Here is a 19,845-nt window from a genome sequence, read left to right as displayed (position 1 = left end):
ATGGCAATGCTCAAACTTCGATGTCACAGGACAGCGGACGGCGTAGCGGTGGTGTCGCTCGGCCAAGAAATCGAACGTGTGCCTCATCGGAGGTATGGGCTGTGTCGGCTTCCTTCGCGATCTGGTGTGTCTGCAGGCGGACTGGTATCGCACCTGCGACGTGCTCGGGGCGTCGCGGCCGGCCGAGGTGACCGTGTTGCGCCGGCGGCTGTATGCGCTCTCCGTCCGGCTGGGCCGGCATCCCTGCTGGTCGGGTGAGGCGGTGGCGATGTCGGTGGCGCGTTCGGAGCTGCGCCGCCGGGGCCGTGTTCTGGAACGTGCCTGGTGAACCGGCGCGCGCAGCACCTCACTCTCCGGGAGGAGGAGATCCTGCCCCGGATCCGGGGCTCGGTTGAGGGCCGGGGTGAGACGCTGTCCGTGCGGGAGCCGGCGGCGGGGATGAGTGGCACCGCGTCGGTCGACTATCACCTGAAGGACCTGGAGCGGCGCGGCGCCCTGGTCCGCGACGGCCGCGGCTGGCGGTCCTGCCGGCTGCCGCGCTGACCCCGCGCCCGTGGCTGGGGGAGCATCATCTCCTGCGTCAACTCTTGCGGGATCTCTTGCACCAGCTGTTGCGCGAGTCTCCCGGCGCGCCCGGCGTCTGAGCAGTTCACCACCCCTGTAGAGGTGTGGTCGGGGGTCTGATGTCCCCCTCAGAGCACCCCATGACCGCCCGGCCGGAAGCAGAAGGACGGGAGGGAGAGGGCGGGGTGTGGGGTGCTGTGGGGGATCGGGCGCCCGTTGGGTGTCTCGCGCGGCGGCGGGGCCGCGCGCGGGGCCGGGCAGCCGGTGCTGCCCGGCCGGTGAAGCGGACGTGCTGCCGTACGGCGTGTGGGTGTGCGGCTGGAACGCCACGTCGATGATCAGCGCGCGGACGCGGGTCTCGATCGCGTCGGGGATGGGGCGCACCGCCTCGGCGCCCTGCCCGGTCGGCTCGTCGAGCTGCCCGTCGAGGTACTGCTTGCCGGGGAGGACGGGGTAGGTGTCGCCGCACCTCATGGTGATGACGACGTTCGGACGCTCGGACGGCATCGGTCGTGAGGATCTTCGGGCTTTCGGCGGAGATCCCGATGCCGGCCTCGTTCATCGCCTCGACGATGGCCGGGTTGACGGTGTCGACGGGTGCGGAGCCGGCGGATCGGGCCTCGACTCGGTCGCCAGCGAGGTGGGTGAGGAGAGCGGCGGCCATCTGGGAGCGGTCGGCGTTGTGGACGCAGACGAACAGCACGGACGGCGGGCGCAGCGGCGCCTTGCCGGCTCATGGACCCCGAGCCGGCGCGGGCTGCTGGGCAAGAAGGCATCGCCGCGGAACCGTTCTCGCCCGGGCGACAGCAACCTGCCCTGGCATGTGGCAGCACCTCAAGACTTCAGATGTCACCCCCAACACACCCTCGACACTGGCGAGTTGGAGGAACACCATGGAGCCCCGGGCGGCACCCGGGGTGGGGCGCGTGACGCGGAGCAGGGGGTGGGTTGTGGGGTACGACGCGTTACCGCGCGAGTACCGGATGAAGCGGGCCAGGATGCGGGCCTTGCTGTGGGCGATCGCGCTGAGTACGGCGGGCATGCTGGTGGTCGTGCTGCCCCCCGATGAGCTGCCTGCCTCTTTCAAGTTCTCCGTCCTGATCGCGGGGATGGGCCTCATGGGGTGGCTGTTCTACGCCACGCTGCGCTGTTCCACCGCGGCGGACATCAAGGCGATCCATGTGCGTGGCATCGCCAGGTGGCGACGGCTGGCCTGGGAGGACATCCAGGACATCAGGGCCGAGGCCAATCCGGGCGCGGGGATGCAGAGCGGTGCGCCCGGTGTGCTCGTGTACGCCTACGACCGCGACGGCAGGAAGGTCCTGCTGCCCTTCCTCGACGACCAGCATGTCAACGTGGAGCGCGAACTCGGGGTGCTGCTGGGGGCATGGGAAGAACTCCGCGGCGAGGACTGGGCACCGAGCCCTGAGGCCGCGGTCGTCATCGACCGGCGCAATGCCCGGCAGAGGGCGGTCTGGGCAGGGCTCTCCGCTGTGATGATCGCGTTCATCCCGCTGGTGGTGCTGATGCTTCTGCCCCTCTTCATGGACATGCCCGGGTGGCTGGAGTCGGTACTGGTCCCGTTCAACGTCATGCTGCTGGGACCGCTGCTGGTCTTCACCCTGGCCGCGGTCAACTCGTACCGCAGGAGCCTGAACAGCGGCTGACGGACACGGGATGGGCGGTGCGGCGCATGGGGGGCTCCTCATCAGCCGGGCTGTCTGACATGGCCAAGAAGACCGCGGCGAAGAAGACGGCGGCCCGCAGCGCCTGACTCACCCCTCCAGGAAGTCGAGCGCGCTGGCCGGCTGGCAGTGCGGACAGGCCGGGACGCCCTCGGTGAGCGCGCGCAGGGCCGCCGCCCGGTCGACACTCTTCGAACGCTTCCCCGCGTTCCAGTACTCGCCAGCGCGCACATACACCGCGTCCTGGCCGGGCAGGCACTGCTCGATCGGCCAGTCCGGTGCCGGCGGCCGGGCCGCCAGACCGTGCTGCCGCATCCGCCTCCCGCCGTTCTTCCGTGGAGATCCACCGGTCGATCTGCTGCTCGGCGCCGCGGCCCGGACTGAGGCCACGGCGCCGGCAGCAGTCATACCTCCCCCGACACCGATGGCCGAAGTGATCCCGCTGGGCATCTTCGGCGCACCCTGTGAACCCCATGCTGGCGGCCCGTTAGGCAACAGCAGGTGCCGCCGTCTTCGCCCATGTTGCTGTCTGTGCGGCGCTGCTCACTACCAGCCGACAGGCCCGCGCAGTCCGCCGCGAGCCGCACTGCGGGGGCCGTCCGGAAGCGCCGGGTGGGGGCACCTCACCACGCGTGGACCGGTGCGTAGGGTACGAGCGGCCCGGGAGCGTACGGGCCCGGGCCGCTCGGTCGACGCGACCGAGGGGCCGAGGACCGGGGGGAGCGGGGATGACGGACGCAACGGACGTGGGGCGGCGTGCGGACGGGGAGGTCGGCGGGCGGATCGCGCCGTTGGATCGGCGGGTGTTCGCCGTCGCGGGGGTGGTCTTGGCCGTGCTGATGGCGCTGTCGCCGTGCTACGGCTTCCATATCGACGAGTTGTATTTCCTGGACTGCGCTCGGCACCTGCAGGCGAGCTACGTGGATCAGCCGGTGCTGGCGCCGCTGCTGGCCCGGGTCTCGCTGTCGCTGTTCGGGGTCTCGGATGCGGGCCTGCGGCTGTGGCCCGCGCTGGCCGCCGTGGGCATGGTGGTCGTGGGCGCGTTGACCGCACGGGAGTTCGGCGGCGTGCGGCGGGCCCAGTTGCTCGCGGCGGTCGCGACCGGCACCATGCCCGTGCTGCTGGGCGGCACGCACGTCGCCAACACCACGTCGTACGAAGTGCTGGCGTGGGCGGCGATCGCGTTCGTGGTCGTACGGATCGGCCGCACCGGTGACACGCGGTGGTGGCTCGCTGCGGGAGCGCTGGTCGGCATCGGTGCGGGATTCAACCATCGCGGTTGTATTCGGGGGCGTCCTGCTGGCGGTCGTGCTGCTCGGGCCGGCCCGCCGGACCGTGGCCGACCGTCGACCGCCGACTGCTCGCGGGCGCCGCGATAGCCGTGGTGCTCGTGCTGCCCGACCTGTGGCGGCAGGCGCGGCACGGCTGGGCGATGTTGGAGATGACTCGGGCGCTGAACGGGAAGAACGGAGGCCCGGGGAACATCCCCACCTGGATCGTGGGGCAGCTTGGTATGTCCTGCCTGGTGATGACGGTGCTGTGGGTAGCGGGCCTGCGGTTCCTGCGGCGGTCCGGCCGGCCCTTGTGACGGTGCCTTGTGACCGCGTACGCCGTGCTGTTCGTGCTGTTCGCCGTGACGACCGGAGCGCAGGTGTACTACCTGGGAGGCCTGTACGTGTGCCTGCTGTCGGCCGGAGCCGTGGGACTCGACGGCTGCCTCGGCCTGCTCGGCCCCGGCCGGCTCGAACGGCAAGCACAGCAGTACTTCACCGAACTCATCCTGCTCGCCGGACTCGTCACGATCTGCTTGCCGCGCATCCAGCCGGTCGGCACCACCCGCCCCCTCGCCACGGCCGTCGACCGGCGCCTCGCCATCCACGACGGAGTCGACTCTCGCGCCTACCGCTCCAACGCGGCGCCCTCGCCTGCGCCGGCATACTCCAGGTCACCGATCGCCTCCTGACCGCCTCCGCTAGGCGTAGGCCGCCCGCGCGGGCGGACCGGGGTACTTGCCGGAACCGGCGGAATGGGCTGTTCGCATATGTGCCGTGTCACCAGCAGAGCCCCACTCCCGACGGTGTTTGTAACGGCAGGACGCGATGGGGTGAACCTGTGGTCTGCATGGACGACGACGCTCGCGTGGGGGCGTGCCGGGCCCAAGGGTGGGGGTGATGGGCCCCCATCCCCACCCCACTACCCGAAGGAACGCCGTATGCCTGGTCTTCCCCCGATCGGCGCCGAGATCCCGTGCAGCGCCCTTGCCATCAACACCCCCCTGCAGATCCGGAACAAGCTGGTCTCCGTGGACTTCCGCGGAGGCTGGAAGCACCGCGTCGACGTCAACCCGGACGACCCGATCAACAGCGTGCGGCTGCGGCTGGTCGGCCTCAGGTTGACCGCGGAACTCCTCTATGACGACGAGGGAGCGCAGGGCGGCAGCATCACCATCGAGCAGAGCGACGTCGACTTCGACCCGGCCAGTGTGCTGAGGCTGACGCAGCAGTTTCCGCCCAAGTACGAGTGCACCCTGGTCATGAGCCCCTGCACCATGACCATCGACCCGCCGGACGGCGAGCCGCTGGTCCTGTCCACGAAGGACACGTTCACGCTCATCTCGCAGCTGACCCAGTACCCCCCGCGGGGCGACCTGTTCCAGTTGCAGAAGCCGGTCGACTTCGTCGACCCGGACAAGCCCGACACCGTCGTCGCGACCATCCAGAAGTTCCCGGTCAAGTCCGGCGGCCTGTAAGCCGCCGAATCGACGCACCGCCGGCGACCCTGTGGCGGTCGACCGGCGGACCGACCCCACTACGTCCCGGCGCGCACCCATCACCCCGCCACCCGTTTCATGGACCTCTGGGAGCTGCCCCGTGCCTGTCCCGCCCGCCAGCAGCCGTCTGCGGTGGGCCGACGTCCCCGCGCCGCTGCGCGCCCGCCTCGAAGACGCACTGGGCGCGCGCGTCACCGACACGGTCACACCTGGCGGCGGCTTCGGTCACCAGCTTGCCGCCGCGCTCCATCTGGCCAGTGGCCGACGGGTCTTCGTCAAGGCGGCTCCCGACGACGCCCCGCTGACCGCCGCCAACCTTCACGAGGCCGCCGTCCTGGACGCGCTGCCGCCCAGCATCCCGGCCCCGGAGCCGGGGGAGCCGGTCATCACTTCCGGTTCGCGAAGCCGCTGTCGGAGCAGGAGATCTCCGAGGCGGAGGAGCAGCGGGGTGTCTCACTGCCGGCGGAGTACCGGAGCTTCCTCCTCGAAGTCGGTGCCGGCGGTGCGGGGCCGGACTACGGGCTCAGCGTTCTGCGTCGGACGGACGCGGGATGGCCGTGCAGCAATGTGGATCGCGGCCTGCGCCACGACTACCTGGGGCTTCCGTTTCTGACGGGCGAAGGACGATGGCGGGTCCTGGCCGAGCACGATGACGGGCAGCCGCTGCAGTCCGGCTGCGCCGACGAGGCGTACTTCGCGGCCTGCGGCGCCTGGATGACGGCGGGCGACGAACTCTTCGACCGGGTTGCCTGCGGTGCGTTGAAGCTCGGTCACGAGGGCTGCGCTTCCTGCTACTGGCTTGTCCTGACGGGCCCGGAACGTGGCCGTATGTGGTGGGACGACCGCCCAGGGGACGGTGAGTTCAGCCTCCTCGGGGAGCCACGCACGCCGGTCGGATGCACACGCTGGTTCCTCGGGTGGGTGGAGGGCGCCGAGGTCGAAGCGCGTCGTCCGCTGCGGCGTCTCCGACAGGAGGCGGTACCGGGGAGAGCTGGTTGAACTCGTATGGTCTGTAGGGGAGTTCGATTTCTGCAGAGATCACCGTCCTCGCCCTGGGCACAGCCCGTTGGAGTGAGGGCTGCTGAGCTGGATGAGCAGGTCTTGATGGGCGCTGGGTGAGGCCGGAGTGGCCGGAACACCGCAGGAAACACCAAGGCGGGCTTGGCTGTGCGTGATCCGGAGCGGAGCCTCTCGCCGAGGATGCAGCGGGGGGAGCGCCTTGCCGGAGTCGGACGGCGATGGGCGGTGTCGGGTGATCAGTCGTCGGATCTCGGCGAGGCTGAGGTGGATGAACTGGGAGGATCCGTTTCTGTCTTCTCCGTGTCCAGCTGGCGGGCGCGCAGGACGGTGAGGCAGGCGTGGGAGGCCATGGCGAGGGTCATGTGGCGGTGCCAGCCGGGATAGCGCCGGACCTGGTAGTCGTCCAGGCCGCATTCCTGCTTCGCGGTCTGGAAGCATTCCTCCACCGCTCAGCGGCTTCCCGCGATGTGGATCAGCTGATCCAGGGTGGTGTCGGCGGGGCAGTAGGCGATGTAGTAGGAGATCTCCTCGGGGCGGCTGACGCTGCGGCGGGCGATGACCCAGTGCCGGCGGTCTTCGCGGTGCCAGGGCCTGACCTCGACGCGGGCCCAGTCGTAGATTCGCCGTCCGTGTGAACCGTTCCGGGTCTGGTAGAGACCCCGGACTGCCGCGATTTGAGTGGAGTCGAGTTGCTTGGTTTCAGGCTACTGGCGGGGTGCGAAGTTCGTACACGTCGGTCGGCGCAAAGCTGTGACGTCGCACTGGACGGGAATTGAATGAGACCAGGGACCTGGTTCCGGGTGGCCTTCACAGATCATTCAGTCGGCGTCAAGCCGGTTCGGCCAGTCTGAGCCCACGGGGGACGGATGACTGGGGGGTTGCGGATGGTGTCGGACGAGGAAGCCGACGTGGTGGTGATCGGGTCGGGTATGGGGGGTCTCGCGGCGGCGCGTACGATCGCGCAGTTCGGGGGGGGAAGAGGGTGCTCGTCCTCGAACAGCACTACACGCCCGGCGGGATGACGCACGAGTTCTCCCACGCCGGGCGCTACCGGTTCGGCACCGGGCTGCACTACATGAGCGCGAGCGCCGGACCGTTCCTGGGGTTCATGACGGACGGACGGGCGCAGCTCTCGCCCCTGCCGGACGAGTACGACGCACTGCACTTCCCGGGGTTCGACTTCGCCGTCCCCGCCACGGAGGAACGGTTCCGTGCGCGTCTGAAGGAACGGTTCCCCGCCGAGGCCGACGCCATCGACGCGTTCTTCCGGACCACGCGCCGGGCCATCGAGTTCACCAGCGGCCCAGGCTGCCGTCCGGTCGCGCACGGCGTCGTGGTCCCACACGCCGCGGGACAGGAAGTGCTGCAGCCGGGACGGCGACGTGTGCTCCAACGCCTCGGCGAGCGTCAAGCAGTTGCGGGTCTCAAGCCCCGTCAGTATCGCCTCGGTCATGTCCCTGGCCAGCAGCCGCGACTCCCGTCGCGGGAAACAGCCGGCCACCGCGGCCATAGCCGCCCTCAAACACTCGCTCCACACTCCACCGGCTATCGTGGCGCCTACGGCCACCGCGTCCTGATCTGTTGTCACAGACGATCATCATCGCAGTGGCCGTACTCGTTCCCACGGGCACCCCATCAGGCCGCTCACCAGCACGAATCCGTCAGGAAACGCGTTCCACGGACACCCACGTGGTCGGCGATGCCCGGCGCGCGGTCCGCGACGGGCGGTGGGTCCTGACCGTCCCCGACCTGGACGCGGCCCTGACGATCACTCCTCGTATGCTGTCCCCCCCCCTCGCACGGGTCGGCCACCCCGTTCGCACCGGCGTGTGTTCCGTGACGGGCACGCGTGCGGGACGTGATGTCGCCGGACACGGATACGCGGGCATCGCCGTCCGCAGGTGAGGCCGGCCGATGTCTGCACGCCGGCCGCTCGAACATCGCAAGACCATTGATCAGGAAGATCGCCATGGGAATTCTGACCCTCTCCACCCTCAACACGGTTGTCGAGCGGGCGCTGGCCCGCCACGGAGTCACGACGACGGTGATCACCCCGTTCCCGCTGCTGGACCGGCGGCGGGAGGCCGATCCGGACACGGAGTTCTTAGGCATCCACAAGTGGGCCGATCTACGGGAACTCCAGGACATCGCACACTCAGTGAAGAACGTGGACGCGGTGATGACCGTGGACGAGCAATGCGTCGCGGCCGCGGGATTCCTCAGGGACACGCTCGGAATCGGCGGCCAGTCCTATCGGGACGCGCTGAGGACGACCAACAAGCACCTCATGAAGGCGGTGGTCGCGGCCGGCCCGAACCCCGTTCCGGTGGCCGAGCACGAGGTCGCGCATGCGATCGACGACGTGCGCGCCGCCGGCGCGCGGCTGGGCTACCCGCTGATCCTGAAGCCGCTGTCCGGATTCGGGGCCGTCTCCACCTTCAGGGTCGACAGCGAGGAACACCTCCTGGAACTCGCCTCGGAGAAGGCGTTCGAGAAGCAGGTGCCCGAGCCGTCGGGGCGGGCGTCGGCGTCGGCGGGCGTGTTCCAGGGGCTGCTGTCGAACGGGAGCGCCGGCTTCGTCGTGGAGCGCCGCATCGACGTGGCGAGTGAGTTCTTCTGCGAGATGCTCTGGTCCGGGGGCCGTCCCCTGATGACGGTCACGGCCCAGTACTCCGCACCCGTGCTCGACCTCGTCGGCAGGGCCAGCGGCCTGGTGACGCTGGACCCCCGCTCGGAGGAGCACGCCGCCGTCGTGGACCTCTCCGTCAGGGCGTGTGCCGCGCTGAACCTCACGGACGGGTTCGCCCACTGCGAGGTCATGCGGGACTCCCTCGGACAGTGGTGGTTCGGCGAGGTCGCGGCCCGGCCGGGCGGCCAGGAGATCGGCGGTCTCACGTCGCGGCTCCTCGGCTACGACATCCACGACGTGATCGCGGCGATGGCCCGCGGCGAGCAGCCGAAGATCGGCAGCGTGTACCGCTGTCCCCAGCTTGCCAGTTCGGTCCCCCTTGTCCCCGTCGGCCGCGTGCTGCGGGTGCCCGACCGGGAAGACGTCCTCGCGTGGGACGGTGTCGTGGACGTGGAGATCATGTGCCGGCCGGGTGACGTGGGCTCCGGTTCGCACCACTCGACGGACGCGGCCGCCGCGTACATCTTCTTCGAACCGTCGTCTCCGCGGAACGCCCTTGACGAGATGACGCGGTTGGCGTCGTCCTTCACGATCGAGACCGCGGCATGAGCCGCGGCCAGGAAGGCACTCACCTCATGCACCCCCGGAATGCCACGACCGAACCCCACGCGGAGAGCGCGGACTTGGACATCGTCGTCCTGGACACCGGCAACCCCGTCCTGGCGGACGCCCTGCTCGCGCGTGGCCACCGCGTGTCCTTCGTCGTCCCGAACGCGAGCGCGGACCTCTACGGCGGCCGGTACCCGGGCGTTCCGGTCCACGGCGTGAGCAGGTGGGACGACCGGGACGAGATGAGGCGGCTTGCCCGGGAACTGGGCTCCGTCGGCGTGGTCACCACAATCGATGAGCAGTCCGTGGTGGCCGCCGCGGTTCTACGCGAAGCGGTCGGGGCGCCCGGTATGGGCGTGGACGACGCCCTCGCCTACACCAGCAAGGCCGTGGCCAAGCGGCGTTGCGCCGCGGCGGGCGTGCCCACGGCGGCCTTCCGCGTCGTGCGCCACGCGAGCGAGATCGCGGGGGTCGCCGAGGAGATCGGCTACCCGCTGATCGTCAAGCACGAGGCCGGCATCGGCACGCTCAACACCTTCACCATCCGCGGCCCCGATGACCTGGACCGCCGCCTGGCGGAGGGTGCGTTCGACGCGGCGGTGGACGACCCGCTGGGGCGGTTCAGCGCCGGGACCGTCGCCCGCAGCCTCCACGCGTCCGGCGGGTTCGTCGTGGAGCAGTACCTCGACGTGGCGGCGGAGTACTGCTGCGACCTGTACCGCTACGTGGACGAGGAGAGCGGGGAGGAGGAGATCCTCGTCGCCGCAGTGGGCAGGTACAGCGAGCCCTGCCTCCGGATCGTCGGCAGGGAGTGGCACCAGACGTTCCTTCCCCCCGGGAGCAGGGAGGCCCAGGAGGTCCGCGCGGTCGCCGTCCGAGGTGTCCGCGCGCTGGGGAAGCTGACCGGCGCGACCCACTGCGAGATCCTGCGGACGAAGGACGGCCGGCTCTGGTTCGGGGAGGCGGGCGCGCGGCCCGGCGGGGCCGGTATCTGGCACGCCACGAATGCGATGTACGGGCACGACGGCGTGGCGGCGCTGGCCGCGATGGCCGTCGGGCAGCGCCCGGAGATCCCCGCCGTGCCGGTGCACGACACGGTGGCCAACATTCTGGTCGTACCCGAGCCCGGAGTCGTGCGTTCCGCGCCGACTACAGAGGAGGTGCTCGGCATCCCCGGTGTGGTGGATGCCGACATCCGCCTGGTGGTGGGCGAGCCGGTACCGGCCGGGATCGGCACGATCTCGGCCGGCGGCAGGATCGTCTACGTGCCGAGGGTTGCCGACGAGGTAGAGGCCGAAGTCGCCGAGTTGCGGAAGAAGTTGGGTATCACCGTCGAAGGTGCAGAGGGCGCCGAATTCTGAACGTACCTGGGCGCGCCCCGAACGTGCCGGGCGTTTCCCAAGCGCGGGCGCCGAGCGTCGCGTTCACGTTGAGGTCGGCGTCGGCTCCGGGACGGGCGCCGCCGTCGGCCGCGTCCGGGCCGCCCTGCGCCACAGCAACGCCGGCCACAGCCCCGCCGCCGTGGACGCGGCCCCCATCAGGGCCATGGCGGCTGCCGGGCTCTGCCATTGTGCGAGGAGTCCGGCCGCGCCGGTGCCGAGCCCCTGGGCAGTGAGGTTCATGGCCGACGCCGTGCCCATCCCCTGGGCGCGGTGGTCGTCCGGCAGCAGCTCCATCAGCGTGGATACCGAGATCACCACCTGGATGCACCACAGCGCGTTGCCGACTGCGAACGCCGCCGCGGCCAGGCCGATGCCGCCGCCGGGGAGCAGGACGGCGACGAGCGGCAGCCCGGTGGTGAGGCAGAGGAGCGGCAGGTGGTCCGCGTACCGGTGGGTCGGCACGAACCGGTGGAACGCCCACAGGCCGATCACCGCGCCCACACCCGTACTCGCCAGCAGGATGCCCACCCAGACGGATGTATGGCCGAGTTGGCTGACGTACGGCGCCGCCACGGCCTCGGGCGCGATGTAGAAGACGCCGAGCGACGCGGCAAGCAGGATCGCCCGCCGCCGTGGTTCGCCCCACAGGACGGTCAGCCCGCCCGCCATCGATCCGGCCTTCGCTGACGCCCTCGGAGCGGGCCGCGGCTTGACGAAGCACCCGTAGAGGCCGAACGCCGCCAAGAAGGTGGCGGAGTTGAAGGCGAGGCACACCTGCGGGCTCAGCTCCGCGGCGCACACGCCGCCGAAGGCGAAGCCGAAGATCTGCGCTGCCTGCGTGGTGATCTGTCGGACGGACATGCCGACCGGGTACTGCTCGGCGCTCAGGATCTCCCGCAGCAGGGTGAGTTGCGCCGCGGTGTACGGCCCACCGAGGAACGACGTGACGGCCACCAGCAGGCACAGGACGGCGAACGGGATCCCGGGGATCGCCATCGCGCCAACTGCGGCGGCCCGGGAGATGTCCACGGCCATGACGACGCCGCGGCGTGAGCGCCGGTCCGCCGTGTGCGACAGCGCGAGCGCGCCGAGTACCGTCGGCATGTAGGTGAGTGCGTACGCCAGGCCGGTCCAGGCCGCCGATCCCGTCCGGTCGAAGACGAGGATCGCCAGTGCGACGCGGGCGAGTTGGTCGCCGAAGTACGAGATGAGTTCGGCGACCCATGCGGCGCGGAACTCGGACGACGCGAAAAGGGACCGCAGGGGGGACGTGCTGGGGGGAGGAGAGTGCACGGAAATACCGTCGATTCTTGGCCTTGCGCCCGAACAGGTTCCGGCGCAGCGAGTGGTGCCGATGGCGGATACTCTCGGGTCCTACGGCGCGAACCTCGATGCCCGATGACCATGAGCCGGCCGTCGGGTGTACGAGCGGGTTCGAGCCACTCCCTCTGGCCCAACTCCCAGACATGGCTGCGGCGTTGGCGAATGGCGTGTTACGCCTGTTTCGTGGTGCGGTAGCGCCATCGAAGTTGTGGATTGTGGCATTTCGACGGCAGAACGGCGCCGATATGCCAATGAATCATACTGACACGGCAGCTGTAAGTCTTGACCTCGATTCCGCAGCCGCAGCCGGGCGTCCAGGTCGCAGGCGAGATTGGTCGCAAGCATCCACCCTGCGTTGACCTGCCACGACGCGGACGGGAGCTTGTCCAGCCCCATCGCCTGGACGGCGACCTGACGCAGACCGACCCCGCCCAGAGCGCCGGAGTACTGGTGGGCGGTGCCGACGCAGTTCGTGGACGACTTCGCGTCCCCCGTCTCGTCCACCACCAACACCGCTTCATCTTCGGTGAGTTCACCGGCTGCCCAGGCCACAGGCCGGTCCCGGGCCAGGTCGTGGTCCCACGCGCCGTGGGAGAGGAAGTGCTGCAGCCGGTGCGGCCCGCCATGCCCCAACGCCTCGGCCGGCGACCAGCAGTTGCGCCGCTCCAGCTCCATCAGCATCGCCTGCACCCGCCTCCCGGGCCAGGAGCCGCGAATCCCGCCGCGGGAAGCAGTCCGCGACCCGCGCCATTACCTCCCCGAACGCAGCCGTCCACTTCTGCTGGGCTATCGTGGCCTCTACGGCCACCACATCTTGCGTTGTCTTCACAAACGACCATGATCGCGGTGGCCGTCCCCATGTCCACACCATCTCTGACCTGCGCAGATACGTCAACCATGGCGACTTGCAGCTGTCGTGTCTGAAACAGCTCGGTGCCTGGCACTCAATTCCGCCGACGGGTATTTCACCGACACGTATTCCGGCTTTGTGCGAAGGCGGCATCGCGTTTTGTCGGCTTCATGTCCGCAGGCTAGTTCGGTGTGCTTGACAACAACGGAACTGGCGGTGAAGCGGCTCCCGTTGGGCACCAGGATTTCTGTTCAGTGCTCGTCAAGTGGTCGGCTTTACGCTGACCCGCGATCACCACCGAGAACACCGGATACCGAAGGGCACACAACGATGACGACAACTCGTCGGGGCCTGTTGGCCGGATCCGTCGCGGTCGTGGTGGGCGCCGCGCTCGACGCGCCTGCCGCTCAGGCACACCCCGCAAGCGGCAGCGGAAGCGGAAGCGGCAAGAAGCCCACCGTGGTGCTCGTGCATGGCGCGTTCGCCGACGCCTCCGGCTGGAACGGGGTCGCCTCCCGGCTCGTCCGTGACGGTTATCCGGTCATCGCACCGCCCAATCCCCTGGGCGAGACGCTGCTGGGTCTGCAGGGCTGGTTCCTGAGCACTTTCACGAAATCCGGCAGTGCGCCCCGTGCCCGCACTCATCAGGGGAGACGTCGTTGCGCGGGTGCCACTCACCCACCAGGTGCGGGGCGCGCTCGCTGAGCGGGGTACGCCTCGTGGTACATACCCGGCGCACTGAGGGCAGCCGCTGCCCACAACCCGGGAGTGCACCTGCGCCCGCCGGACATGCCCGGCGTCACACAGCCAGAACGGCGCCTTGTGGGAGCCGGGGCCGATCCGTGACAGGTCCAGGTCGGCATTCAGGTCCGGGATGCCGCTGAGCGGCGAAGGCCGGGTGCTCGGTGACCAGGAACCGGGTGCGACGCGTCATGGGCATGCACAGTAGGCCGCGCCACTGACACGCCCTCACACTCGTCATTGCTCTGCTCCGACCCTATTCACGGGCCTCCGCGTCGGAAGGTGCTCCTCCCACTGCAATCCGCTGCACGAGTTCGTCGAGCTGACCCGCGATGATCATCCTGCGGCGCTCGAGTAGATCCCTGTAGACGGTGAGAGGTACGGGTTCGCCACTGGATGCCGCCTGCGTCAGCGCGAAGCGGGCTTCGACCTCCAATGCCAGGTAGGCCCTGCGGCGGGCCTGAGCCGCTCGCTGATGCACCTCCGGCTTCAGGAAGGCGATGGCGGCGCTGAGTCCGGCGCTGATGAGCGCCAGCACGGCCGCGGGGATACGGGCATCTGCTGAGGAGAGCCCCGTTGCGCCCGAGACCCCGGCCAGCACGGCAGCCGGCAGTCCCAGCGCGGCATGGGTGAACCGCCAGAACTGACGGCGGAAGCGGTTCTTGAGAGCCTGTTCTTCGCACTCAGCCCGAAGGGCTGTGACCTGGCTCCCGACGACGTCATCTGCCATGGAGCGAGCCTGCCACCTGGTGCTCTCGTTCGGACGGAGTGTCCCGCTTCGATCGCCACTCTGCGGCAGCCATGACGCACAGAGTGGCCAGCTGGTGCATTTAGCCACAGTTTGTCTTTTTGGTGCCGGAAAGTATCCACGGCCTGCTGCTTCGGCGCCGAACTCTCTCCACGGGGAGATCGTTTCAGCGTCCCGGCCGTCGACCCGGGCGACCACGCGCCCAGTGCCCCGGGCCTCAGACCTGCATCAACCCCCTTGACGGCGGGGGAAATCCCTTAACTGCCTGGCCTTGGGGAAGCTTCACTCACCCGCTTCTCCTCGTCCCCGGTCGGCATTGACAACCGCCCTCGCATCCCTCCATCATCATTCCACTAATCAAGTAGTGGAATGATGGTGGTGATCGTGGAGTACCGCATCGACAGGCGGAGCGGGGTCCCCGCCTTCCAGCAGATCGTGCAGCAGACCAAGCAGGCCCTCCGGCTGGGCGTACTCGTGCCGGGTGACCGGCTGCCCACCGCCAAGGAGGTCGCCGAGACCAGCACGGTCAACCCGAACACCACCCTCAAGGCGTACCGCGAGCTGGAGCGCGAGGGCCTGGTCGAACCGCGACCGGGCCAGGGCACCTTCGTACGCCGCACGCTGGGCCGCCCCGAGACGGGCACCGACTCGCCGCTGTACGCGGAGCTGGTGGCGTGGATGTCGAAGGCGGCCGGGGCCGGTCTGGAGCAGGAGGACGTGGCCGCGCTGGTCGCGTCGGCGATGGAGAAGCAGTACGCCGCCGGGAACGTGGCGGCAACGGGGGCCACGGGGGCCACGACAACTAGGAGCACAGGTGAGTGAAGGTATGTACGCGGGGGAACCGGCGATCGAGGCGTACGGGCTGGGTATGCGCTACCGGCGGGGCTGGGCGTTACGGGACTGCTCCTTCCGGCTTCCGGCGGGACGGATCTGCGGCCTGGTGGGCCCCAACGGGGCGGGCAAGACCACGCTGCTGAGCATCGCGGCCCATGTCCTGCAGCCTACGAACGGCTCGATCAGCCTCTTCGGTGAGGCTCCGGGCTCAGTGGAGTCCGGTCGGCGCACAGCGTTCCTCGCCCAGGAGAAGCCCCTGTTCCGCCGCTTCACCGTGGCGGAGACCCTGCGTCTGGGACGGGAGCTGAACCCCGGCTGGGATCAGCGCGCCGCCGAGGACATCATCCGCGCGGGCAACGTGCCCTTCGACGCGAAGATCAGCACCCTCTCCGGAGGCCAGCGCACCCGCGTCGCCATCGCCCTCGCCTTCGGAAAGCGTCCCGACCTGCTGATGCTCGACGAGCCGATGTCGGACCTCGACCCGGTCGTGCGCCACGAGATCATGGGCACCCTCCTCGCCGAGGCCGCCGAGCGCGGAACCACCGTGCTGATGTCCACCCACGTCCTCGCCGAACTGGAGAACGTGTGCGACTACCTCGTCGTCGTCTCCGGCGGCGGAGTGCGCCTCGCCGGTGACGTGGACGAGCTGATGTCCGTGCACACCCTGGTCACGGGCGCCAAGGAAGGTGACGGCATGCCTCCCGCCCTCGGGCACCACACCCTCGTCGAGTCCCGCACCAGCGGACGGCAGTTCACCGCGCTCATCCGCCCCGAGGGCCCGGTCACCGGCCCCTGGGACATGAACGCCCCGAACGTGGAGGAACTCCTGCTCGCCTATCTCCGCTCACCCGACGCGCCACCGCTGATCACCCCCACCGCCCAGGTCCACGGGCAGGGGTTCGGCACCGGGGCGGTGGCGGCATGAGCACCTTCACCCGCAGCTCGACCAGCACCTCGACCGGCTCCACGAGCGACGGCAAGAACGGGACCATGAACGGGACCACCGACGGGACCCTGGACGCGACCACCACGGAGGCCAACCGGCGCCCCCGACTCAGCGGTATGACCTGGCTGGCCTGGCGCCAGCACCGGGCCGCGTTCTGGACGATCCTCGCCGCCACCGCGCTCTCCGTGGCCTGGATCGTCTACCAGCGCGGCCAGCTGGTCGACTTCCTCGACGGCTACGGCCATCCCGGCAAGAGCCTCGACGAGGCGGGCAGCAAGTTCCAGCAGTACGTCGACGCGTTCTCCTTCGTCTCCATGGGTCTCCAGGCGATACCCATCCTGCTCGGTGTCTTCCTCGGAGCCCCGCTCATCGCGGGCGACCTGGAGAACGGCACCGCCAAGCTGGTAGCCGCCCAGTCCATGAGCCGGACCCGCTGGCTCGCCACGAAGCTGGCGCTGGCCGGACTGGTGGTCGTGGTGAGCACGGGCGTGTTGTCGGCCGTGTTCGGCTGGTGGTGGAACCCCGTCAAGTCCGAGGTCACGGTCATGGACTGGACCTCGGGCGCCGCGTTCAACACGACGGGCCCGGTGCCTGTCGCCCTCACCCTCTTCTCCGTCTTCGGAGGGGTGGCGATCGGTGTGGTGCTGCGGCGCACGCTGCCGGCCATGGTGGTCACCTTCGGTTTCACCGTCGTCCTCCAGCTCGTCTGGGGCTACTTCCTGCTGTCGCTCGGCAACGTCGTCACGATCACGACGAACAAGGGGGTCACGGGCGAGAGCGTGTCCCCGTCGCTCCCTCAAGGTGCCTACGAAATCGACCAGTCGTTTGTCACCGGCAGCGGGGATCTGGTGGGCTGGAGCACCTGTTCGGCGTCGCAGACCGACGCGGCACGGCAGGTGTGCCTGGACAAGGCCGATGTCGTGGGCTGGTCGGTGCAGTACCTCCCGATGTCGCAGATGAACGCCATGCAGTGGTTCGGGGCGTCGATTCTGTTCGCCCTGACCGCCGGCGTCGTGGCGTTCCTCTTCTTCTGGGGTCGTAAGCGGCTCGTCTGAGTCCGTACGACCCGCGCCCCTTCCTGGGGCGACGCGGCGCCCTGGTCCGCGACGGCCGCGGCTGGCGCTCCTGCCAGCTGCCGCGCCAGCCCCCGCCCGTGGGCCGGGGCCGCACCTCCAGCCGTGGTCCATGCCGGGTAGAAGGCCTCGGCGAACGCCGGGGTGTCCGCCTCGTGCGCCTGGCACGGGAAGTCACGAGCATTCGGCGCCCACGCGCGGAGGGCTGGGGCGACTCGTCGGCGTCGTAGCAGGTGACAGGGTGGTCGGCCCGCGCCAGGGAGCCGTGCGCGGCCCGGCCGGCCACCCGAGGGTCAGCCCGGGCCGCGCACGGCGCGGGGCCGGGCGCGCTGTGCACCCGGCCCCTCCAAGACTTTTTCTGGCCCCTCCAAGACTTTCTGCGGAGCGTCCCGCCGCCGACCCCGCCGTCAACACCCGCACGGGCGATCCTGGCCCCGCCCAACGGCAACATCTCCTGCGGTATCTCCTGCACGATCTCCTGCGCCTTCCCGTGTGGCATCTCTTGCGCGAGCCCCCGCGATCTTCCGGCATCTGCGCAGGTCACCATGCCCGCAGGGGCGTGGTCGGGGGTCTGACATCCCCCTCGGTGCACCCCACGACCGCCCCACCTGGAAGAAGAAGGGTGGGAAGGGAAGCGGGCGGGGAGCGCCTCGGGGACCGGGCGCCACCGAAGGCCAGGCAGACGGTTTTGAAGCCGAGCATGACGTGGAACTTCCCCAGCCCTATCGAGACTTCCTCACCAACATGGGTGGCAGTGGCGCGTCTCCGTACTACGGACTGATCCCGCTGGAGGACTGCACGCTCTTCACGATGAACTCCCGAGACACCAGCACGGACCCGAGAGGATTCAGCCGGGCCTACCGCCACACCCGCCGTGGTGACCTGTTCCTGCACGTCATCGAACGCGGCTGCAGCGATCTCGTCCTCATAGGCCTAACCGGCCCTCTCACCGGGCGCATGCTCATCGGCAACGCAGACGGCTTCTGGGGTCCGAACGTCTCCTCAGCCCCGGACTTTCTCGCCTGGTACGAACGATGGCTCGACCACATGGCTGCCGGACAGGACAACCGGGCCCTGGAACTCATCTCACCCCGGCTTCCAGCGCATCCGATTCGACAGCGGCTCGCTTACTCAGAGTGGCCGCGTCACAGAAGCTGAGCCAGAACCCGAGAACGGACAGCGGATGTTCACGACTTCGGGAGGCACCACTGCCCGGGGCTGTTCGGTCGCGGCAGTTTCGGGGAGTGGGGACGGGCCCCGTCAGTCGTCTAGAAGAGGCCGGCGCGCATGTGCTGCGTGAGGTTCTCGAGGATCTCGCGCAGCCATGGGCTGCGGGCGGCCGGCAGCCGGACCAGGGTGTGTTCGAAGGTCCCCGGGTCGGCCCGGAACGGGTGATGGGGACGCGGCGCGGGCGGGTCGTCGCGGAGAACGCCGTCAGGCGTGGTGCCCGAGGCGGGGAGGGGTAGGTGTGGCTCGGGGAAGGCCAGCCACATCCACACCCCGAACGGCAGCGGCACCGGGTATGCCGAGGCGGCCGGGCCGGCCGGGCTCCAGGGCTCCCCTGTCTGCGGGTGGATCGGCAGAAGGAGTATGTCGGCGTCCGCGTCGGGGGCGGGCAGTTCCGGTCCGGCAAGGAAGGCACACCGCGTCGGCGGGCCCGCTGGCAGCAGGGCATCGAGGGCGCGCTGGAACACTTCCGCGATCAGGCCGTGCGGGACCGTCACCGGCCGGCCGTCAGAGGCTGCCAACAGGTGAGCGAGCGCCCGGCCGGCTGCCGCCTCCCACTGCGGGCTCCATGACCACCAGTGGTCCAGCCCGAGCGGTGAACCCCATCTGCTGATCGGCGCAACCGGGGGCGTGCTCTTCCCCTCCACCAGCAGCTCCGTCCAGGAAAGCGTCGCGGTGTCGGCGTTGTCGACGGGGACGCGGCGCACGGCGTCCGGGGCGAGCCAGACCGCCTGCCAGAGTGAACAGTCGTCGATCCGGTTCGCCACAGGCAGGCCACACGCCTGGCAGGCCATGTTGGGGCCGTCGCCCCAGTCGAGGCCGCAGCAGTAGCCGCCGCCCTTCTCGGGGATGAGCACGGTGCCACGGGTATCCCCAGGTGCGATGACGATCGCGCCGGGCATGCCCTCGGACAGGGCGTAGACCGGCGCGTAGATGCCGCGGGTTGCCGCCTCGTCCAAATCGATGTTCTCCCATCTCCGCCATGGCGGCCCCCAGGGTTCCGGATCCACGGCGAACGTGCCCGACTCCATGAGCACGGGGAGCTGAATCCCGTTCCCGTACTTCTGGCGGGCGTGGGTCGGCAGTGCGACCTGGGACAGCGGGATGGTCAGCCTGGCCCCGCATCCTGCACACACGAAAGCGAACAAACGTCCTCCGCTAGAAAAACAGAGGGCATCGTCGCAGCTCCGCGGCGGACCGGCCAACGTGTTTTTCATCCGCTGCGGGGCGAAGTACCGCAAGCAGGTCCGGGCCGTGGGGATCACCCCAGTCATCGCCCGTCGCGGGACCGAACCCGGCTCAGGGCTGGGTGTCCACCGGTGGGTTGTCGAACAGAGCTTCGCGACACTGCACTGGTTCCGCCGGTTACGCATCCGCTGGGAGATCCGCGACGACATCCACGAAGCTTTTCTCACCCTGGGGTGGCGCGGGGCGTAGGCGAGAA

Annotated in this window: 19 protein-coding genes and 6 pseudogenes; 17 read left to right on the top strand and 8 right to left on the bottom strand. The window is 69.6% G+C overall.

Annotated features, from left to right (window positions below; translation table 11 throughout):
• Positions 1-76 precede the first annotated feature (76 nt).
• Together ABZ490_RS46240 and ABZ490_RS46235 are read left to right on the top strand one after the other, a co-directional pair.
• On the top strand, positions 77-328 hold the full coding sequence (locus ABZ490_RS46240) for a hypothetical protein (RefSeq protein ID WP_359004880.1): 252 nt from the start codon (positions 77-79) through the stop codon (positions 326-328).
• On the top strand, positions 325-543 hold the full coding sequence (locus ABZ490_RS46235) for a LexA family transcriptional regulator (protein WP_359004877.1): 219 nt from the start codon (positions 325-327) through the stop codon (positions 541-543). Before ABZ490_RS46240 ends, ABZ490_RS46235 begins: the two co-directional genes overlap by 4 nt.
• A gap of 345 nt (positions 544-888) precedes the next feature.
• Here ABZ490_RS46235 and ABZ490_RS46230 read toward each other — a convergent pair.
• Positions 889-1,228, bottom strand: a pseudogene (locus tag ABZ490_RS46230) (phosphotyrosine protein phosphatase); the annotation flags it as partial.
• A 334-nt stretch (positions 1,229-1,562) separates the two neighbouring features.
• Here ABZ490_RS46230 and ABZ490_RS46225 point away from each other — a divergent pair.
• The gene (locus ABZ490_RS46225) at positions 1,563-2,231 is read left to right on the top strand and encodes a PH domain-containing protein (RefSeq protein ID WP_359004874.1); all 669 of its coding nucleotides are present in this window, start codon (positions 1,563-1,565) and stop codon (positions 2,229-2,231) included.
• A gap of 108 nt (positions 2,232-2,339) precedes the next feature.
• Here ABZ490_RS46225 and ABZ490_RS46220 read toward each other — a convergent pair whose 3' ends face one another.
• The gene (locus tag ABZ490_RS46220; RefSeq protein ID WP_359004872.1) at positions 2,340-2,564 is read right to left on the bottom strand and encodes a DUF6233 domain-containing protein; all 225 of its coding nucleotides are present in this window, start codon (positions 2,562-2,564) and stop codon (positions 2,340-2,342) included.
• Positions 2,565-2,977: 413 nt separating this feature from the next.
• On the opposite strand from ABZ490_RS46220, the gene ABZ490_RS46215 reads away from it, so the two are divergent.
• From ABZ490_RS46215 to ABZ490_RS46195, 5 genes are all read left to right on the top strand, one after another.
• Positions 2,978-3,628: a glycosyltransferase family 39 protein gene (locus ABZ490_RS46215; protein WP_359004869.1), complete on the top strand. Its 651-nt coding sequence runs from the start codon at positions 2,978-2,980 to the stop codon at positions 3,626-3,628.
• A 2-nt stretch (positions 3,629-3,630) separates the two neighbouring features.
• Complete coding sequence (locus ABZ490_RS46210; RefSeq protein ID WP_359004866.1) at positions 3,631-3,837, top strand: hypothetical protein; 207 nt, start codon at positions 3,631-3,633, stop codon at positions 3,835-3,837.
• Positions 3,838-3,846: 9 nt separating this feature from the next.
• Positions 3,847-4,212 (top strand): hypothetical protein, encoded by a 366-nt coding sequence (locus tag ABZ490_RS46205; protein WP_359004863.1) that lies wholly within the window; start codon positions 3,847-3,849, stop codon positions 4,210-4,212.
• A gap of 249 nt (positions 4,213-4,461) precedes the next feature.
• Positions 4,462-4,998: a hypothetical protein gene (locus tag ABZ490_RS46200; RefSeq protein WP_359004860.1), complete on the top strand. Its 537-nt coding sequence runs from the start codon at positions 4,462-4,464 to the stop codon at positions 4,996-4,998.
• Positions 4,999-5,097: 99 nt separating this feature from the next.
• Positions 5,098-6,018 (top strand): SMI1/KNR4 family protein, encoded by a 921-nt coding sequence (locus ABZ490_RS46195; protein ID WP_359004857.1) that lies wholly within the window; start codon positions 5,098-5,100, stop codon positions 6,016-6,018.
• A gap of 257 nt (positions 6,019-6,275) precedes the next feature.
• On the opposite strand, the pseudogene ABZ490_RS46190 reads toward ABZ490_RS46195, so the two are convergent.
• Positions 6,276-6,677 (bottom strand): annotated as a pseudogene (locus ABZ490_RS46190) (IS701 family transposase); the annotation flags it as partial.
• Between the two features lie 134 nt (positions 6,678-6,811).
• Here ABZ490_RS46190 and ABZ490_RS46185 point away from each other — a divergent pair.
• The 3 genes from ABZ490_RS46185 to ABZ490_RS46175 all read left to right on the top strand — a co-directional run bounded on the left by ABZ490_RS46185 (position 6,812) and on the right by ABZ490_RS46175 (position 10,638).
• Complete coding sequence (locus tag ABZ490_RS46185) at positions 6,812-7,777, top strand: NAD(P)-binding protein (RefSeq protein WP_359004854.1); 966 nt, start codon at positions 6,812-6,814, stop codon at positions 7,775-7,777.
• 231 nt (positions 7,778-8,008) lie between these two features.
• Positions 8,009-9,277 carry a hypothetical protein gene (locus tag ABZ490_RS46180; RefSeq protein ID WP_359004851.1) on the top strand — a complete coding sequence of 423 codons (1,269 nt, stop codon included), beginning with the start codon at positions 8,009-8,011 and terminating at the stop codon, positions 9,275-9,277.
• A 26-nt stretch (positions 9,278-9,303) separates the two neighbouring features.
• Complete coding sequence (locus ABZ490_RS46175; RefSeq protein WP_359004848.1) at positions 9,304-10,638, top strand: hypothetical protein; 1,335 nt, start codon at positions 9,304-9,306, stop codon at positions 10,636-10,638.
• 63 nt (positions 10,639-10,701) lie between these two features.
• On the opposite strand, the gene ABZ490_RS46170 is transcribed toward ABZ490_RS46175, so the two are convergent.
• Both ABZ490_RS46170 and ABZ490_RS46165 read right to left on the bottom strand, forming a co-directional pair.
• Positions 10,702-11,952: an MFS transporter gene (locus ABZ490_RS46170; RefSeq protein ID WP_359004844.1), complete on the bottom strand. Its 1,251-nt coding sequence runs from the start codon at positions 11,950-11,952 to the stop codon at positions 10,702-10,704.
• 81 nt (positions 11,953-12,033) lie between these two features.
• A complete protein-coding gene (locus ABZ490_RS46165; RefSeq protein WP_359004915.1) occupies positions 12,034-12,657 on the bottom strand; it encodes a transposase in 624 nt (207 codons plus the stop codon).
• Between the two features lie 505 nt (positions 12,658-13,162).
• On the opposite strand from ABZ490_RS46165, the pseudogene ABZ490_RS46160 reads away from it, so the two are divergent.
• Positions 13,163-13,396 (top strand): annotated as a pseudogene (locus ABZ490_RS46160) (alpha/beta hydrolase); the annotation flags it as partial.
• 231 nt (positions 13,397-13,627) lie between these two features.
• Here ABZ490_RS46160 and ABZ490_RS46155 read toward each other — a convergent pair.
• Positions 13,628-13,672, bottom strand: a pseudogene (locus ABZ490_RS46155) (hypothetical protein); the annotation flags it as partial.
• Between the two features lie 157 nt (positions 13,673-13,829).
• Positions 13,830-14,303 (bottom strand): hypothetical protein, encoded by a 474-nt coding sequence (locus ABZ490_RS46150; protein WP_359004841.1) that lies wholly within the window; start codon positions 14,301-14,303, stop codon positions 13,830-13,832.
• 387 nt (positions 14,304-14,690) lie between these two features.
• Here ABZ490_RS46150 and ABZ490_RS46145 point away from each other — a divergent pair, with 387 nt between their 5' ends.
• The 4 genes and pseudogenes from ABZ490_RS46145 to ABZ490_RS46130 all read left to right on the top strand — a co-directional run.
• On the top strand, positions 14,691-15,143 hold the full coding sequence (locus ABZ490_RS46145) for a GntR family transcriptional regulator (protein WP_359004838.1): 453 nt from the start codon (positions 14,691-14,693) through the stop codon (positions 15,141-15,143).
• A gap of 4 nt (positions 15,144-15,147) precedes the next feature.
• Positions 15,148-16,080 carry an ABC transporter ATP-binding protein gene (locus ABZ490_RS46140; RefSeq protein ID WP_359004912.1) on the top strand — a complete coding sequence of 311 codons (933 nt, stop codon included), beginning with the start codon at positions 15,148-15,150 and terminating at the stop codon, positions 16,078-16,080.
• Positions 16,077-17,156, top strand: a complete 1,080-nt coding sequence (locus ABZ490_RS46135) for an ABC transporter (protein WP_359004835.1) — start codon at positions 16,077-16,079, stop codon at positions 17,154-17,156. The genes ABZ490_RS46140 and ABZ490_RS46135 overlap by 4 nt, the downstream gene beginning before the upstream one ends.
• A 693-nt stretch (positions 17,157-17,849) precedes the next feature.
• Positions 17,850-18,332 (top strand): annotated as a pseudogene (locus tag ABZ490_RS46130) (SMI1/KNR4 family protein); the annotation flags it as partial.
• A 110-nt stretch (positions 18,333-18,442) separates the two neighbouring features.
• Here the strand turns inward: ABZ490_RS46130 and ABZ490_RS46125 are convergent.
• Positions 18,443-19,549 (bottom strand): hypothetical protein, encoded by a 1,107-nt coding sequence (locus tag ABZ490_RS46125; RefSeq protein WP_359004909.1) that lies wholly within the window; start codon positions 19,547-19,549, stop codon positions 18,443-18,445.
• A gap of 85 nt (positions 19,550-19,634) precedes the next feature.
• Between ABZ490_RS46125 and ABZ490_RS46120 the strand changes: the two are divergent.
• Positions 19,635-19,838: pseudogene (locus ABZ490_RS46120) on the top strand (IS5/IS1182 family transposase); the annotation flags it as partial.
• Positions 19,839-19,845 lie beyond the last annotated feature (7 nt).

It is taken from the genome of Streptomyces sp. NPDC005811 (genome assembly GCF_040630405.1).
In the GTDB taxonomy this organism is placed as follows: Bacteria; Actinomycetota; Actinomycetes; order Streptomycetales; family Streptomycetaceae; genus Streptomyces.
This window is presented reverse-complemented; position numbering and strand designations above follow the sequence as displayed.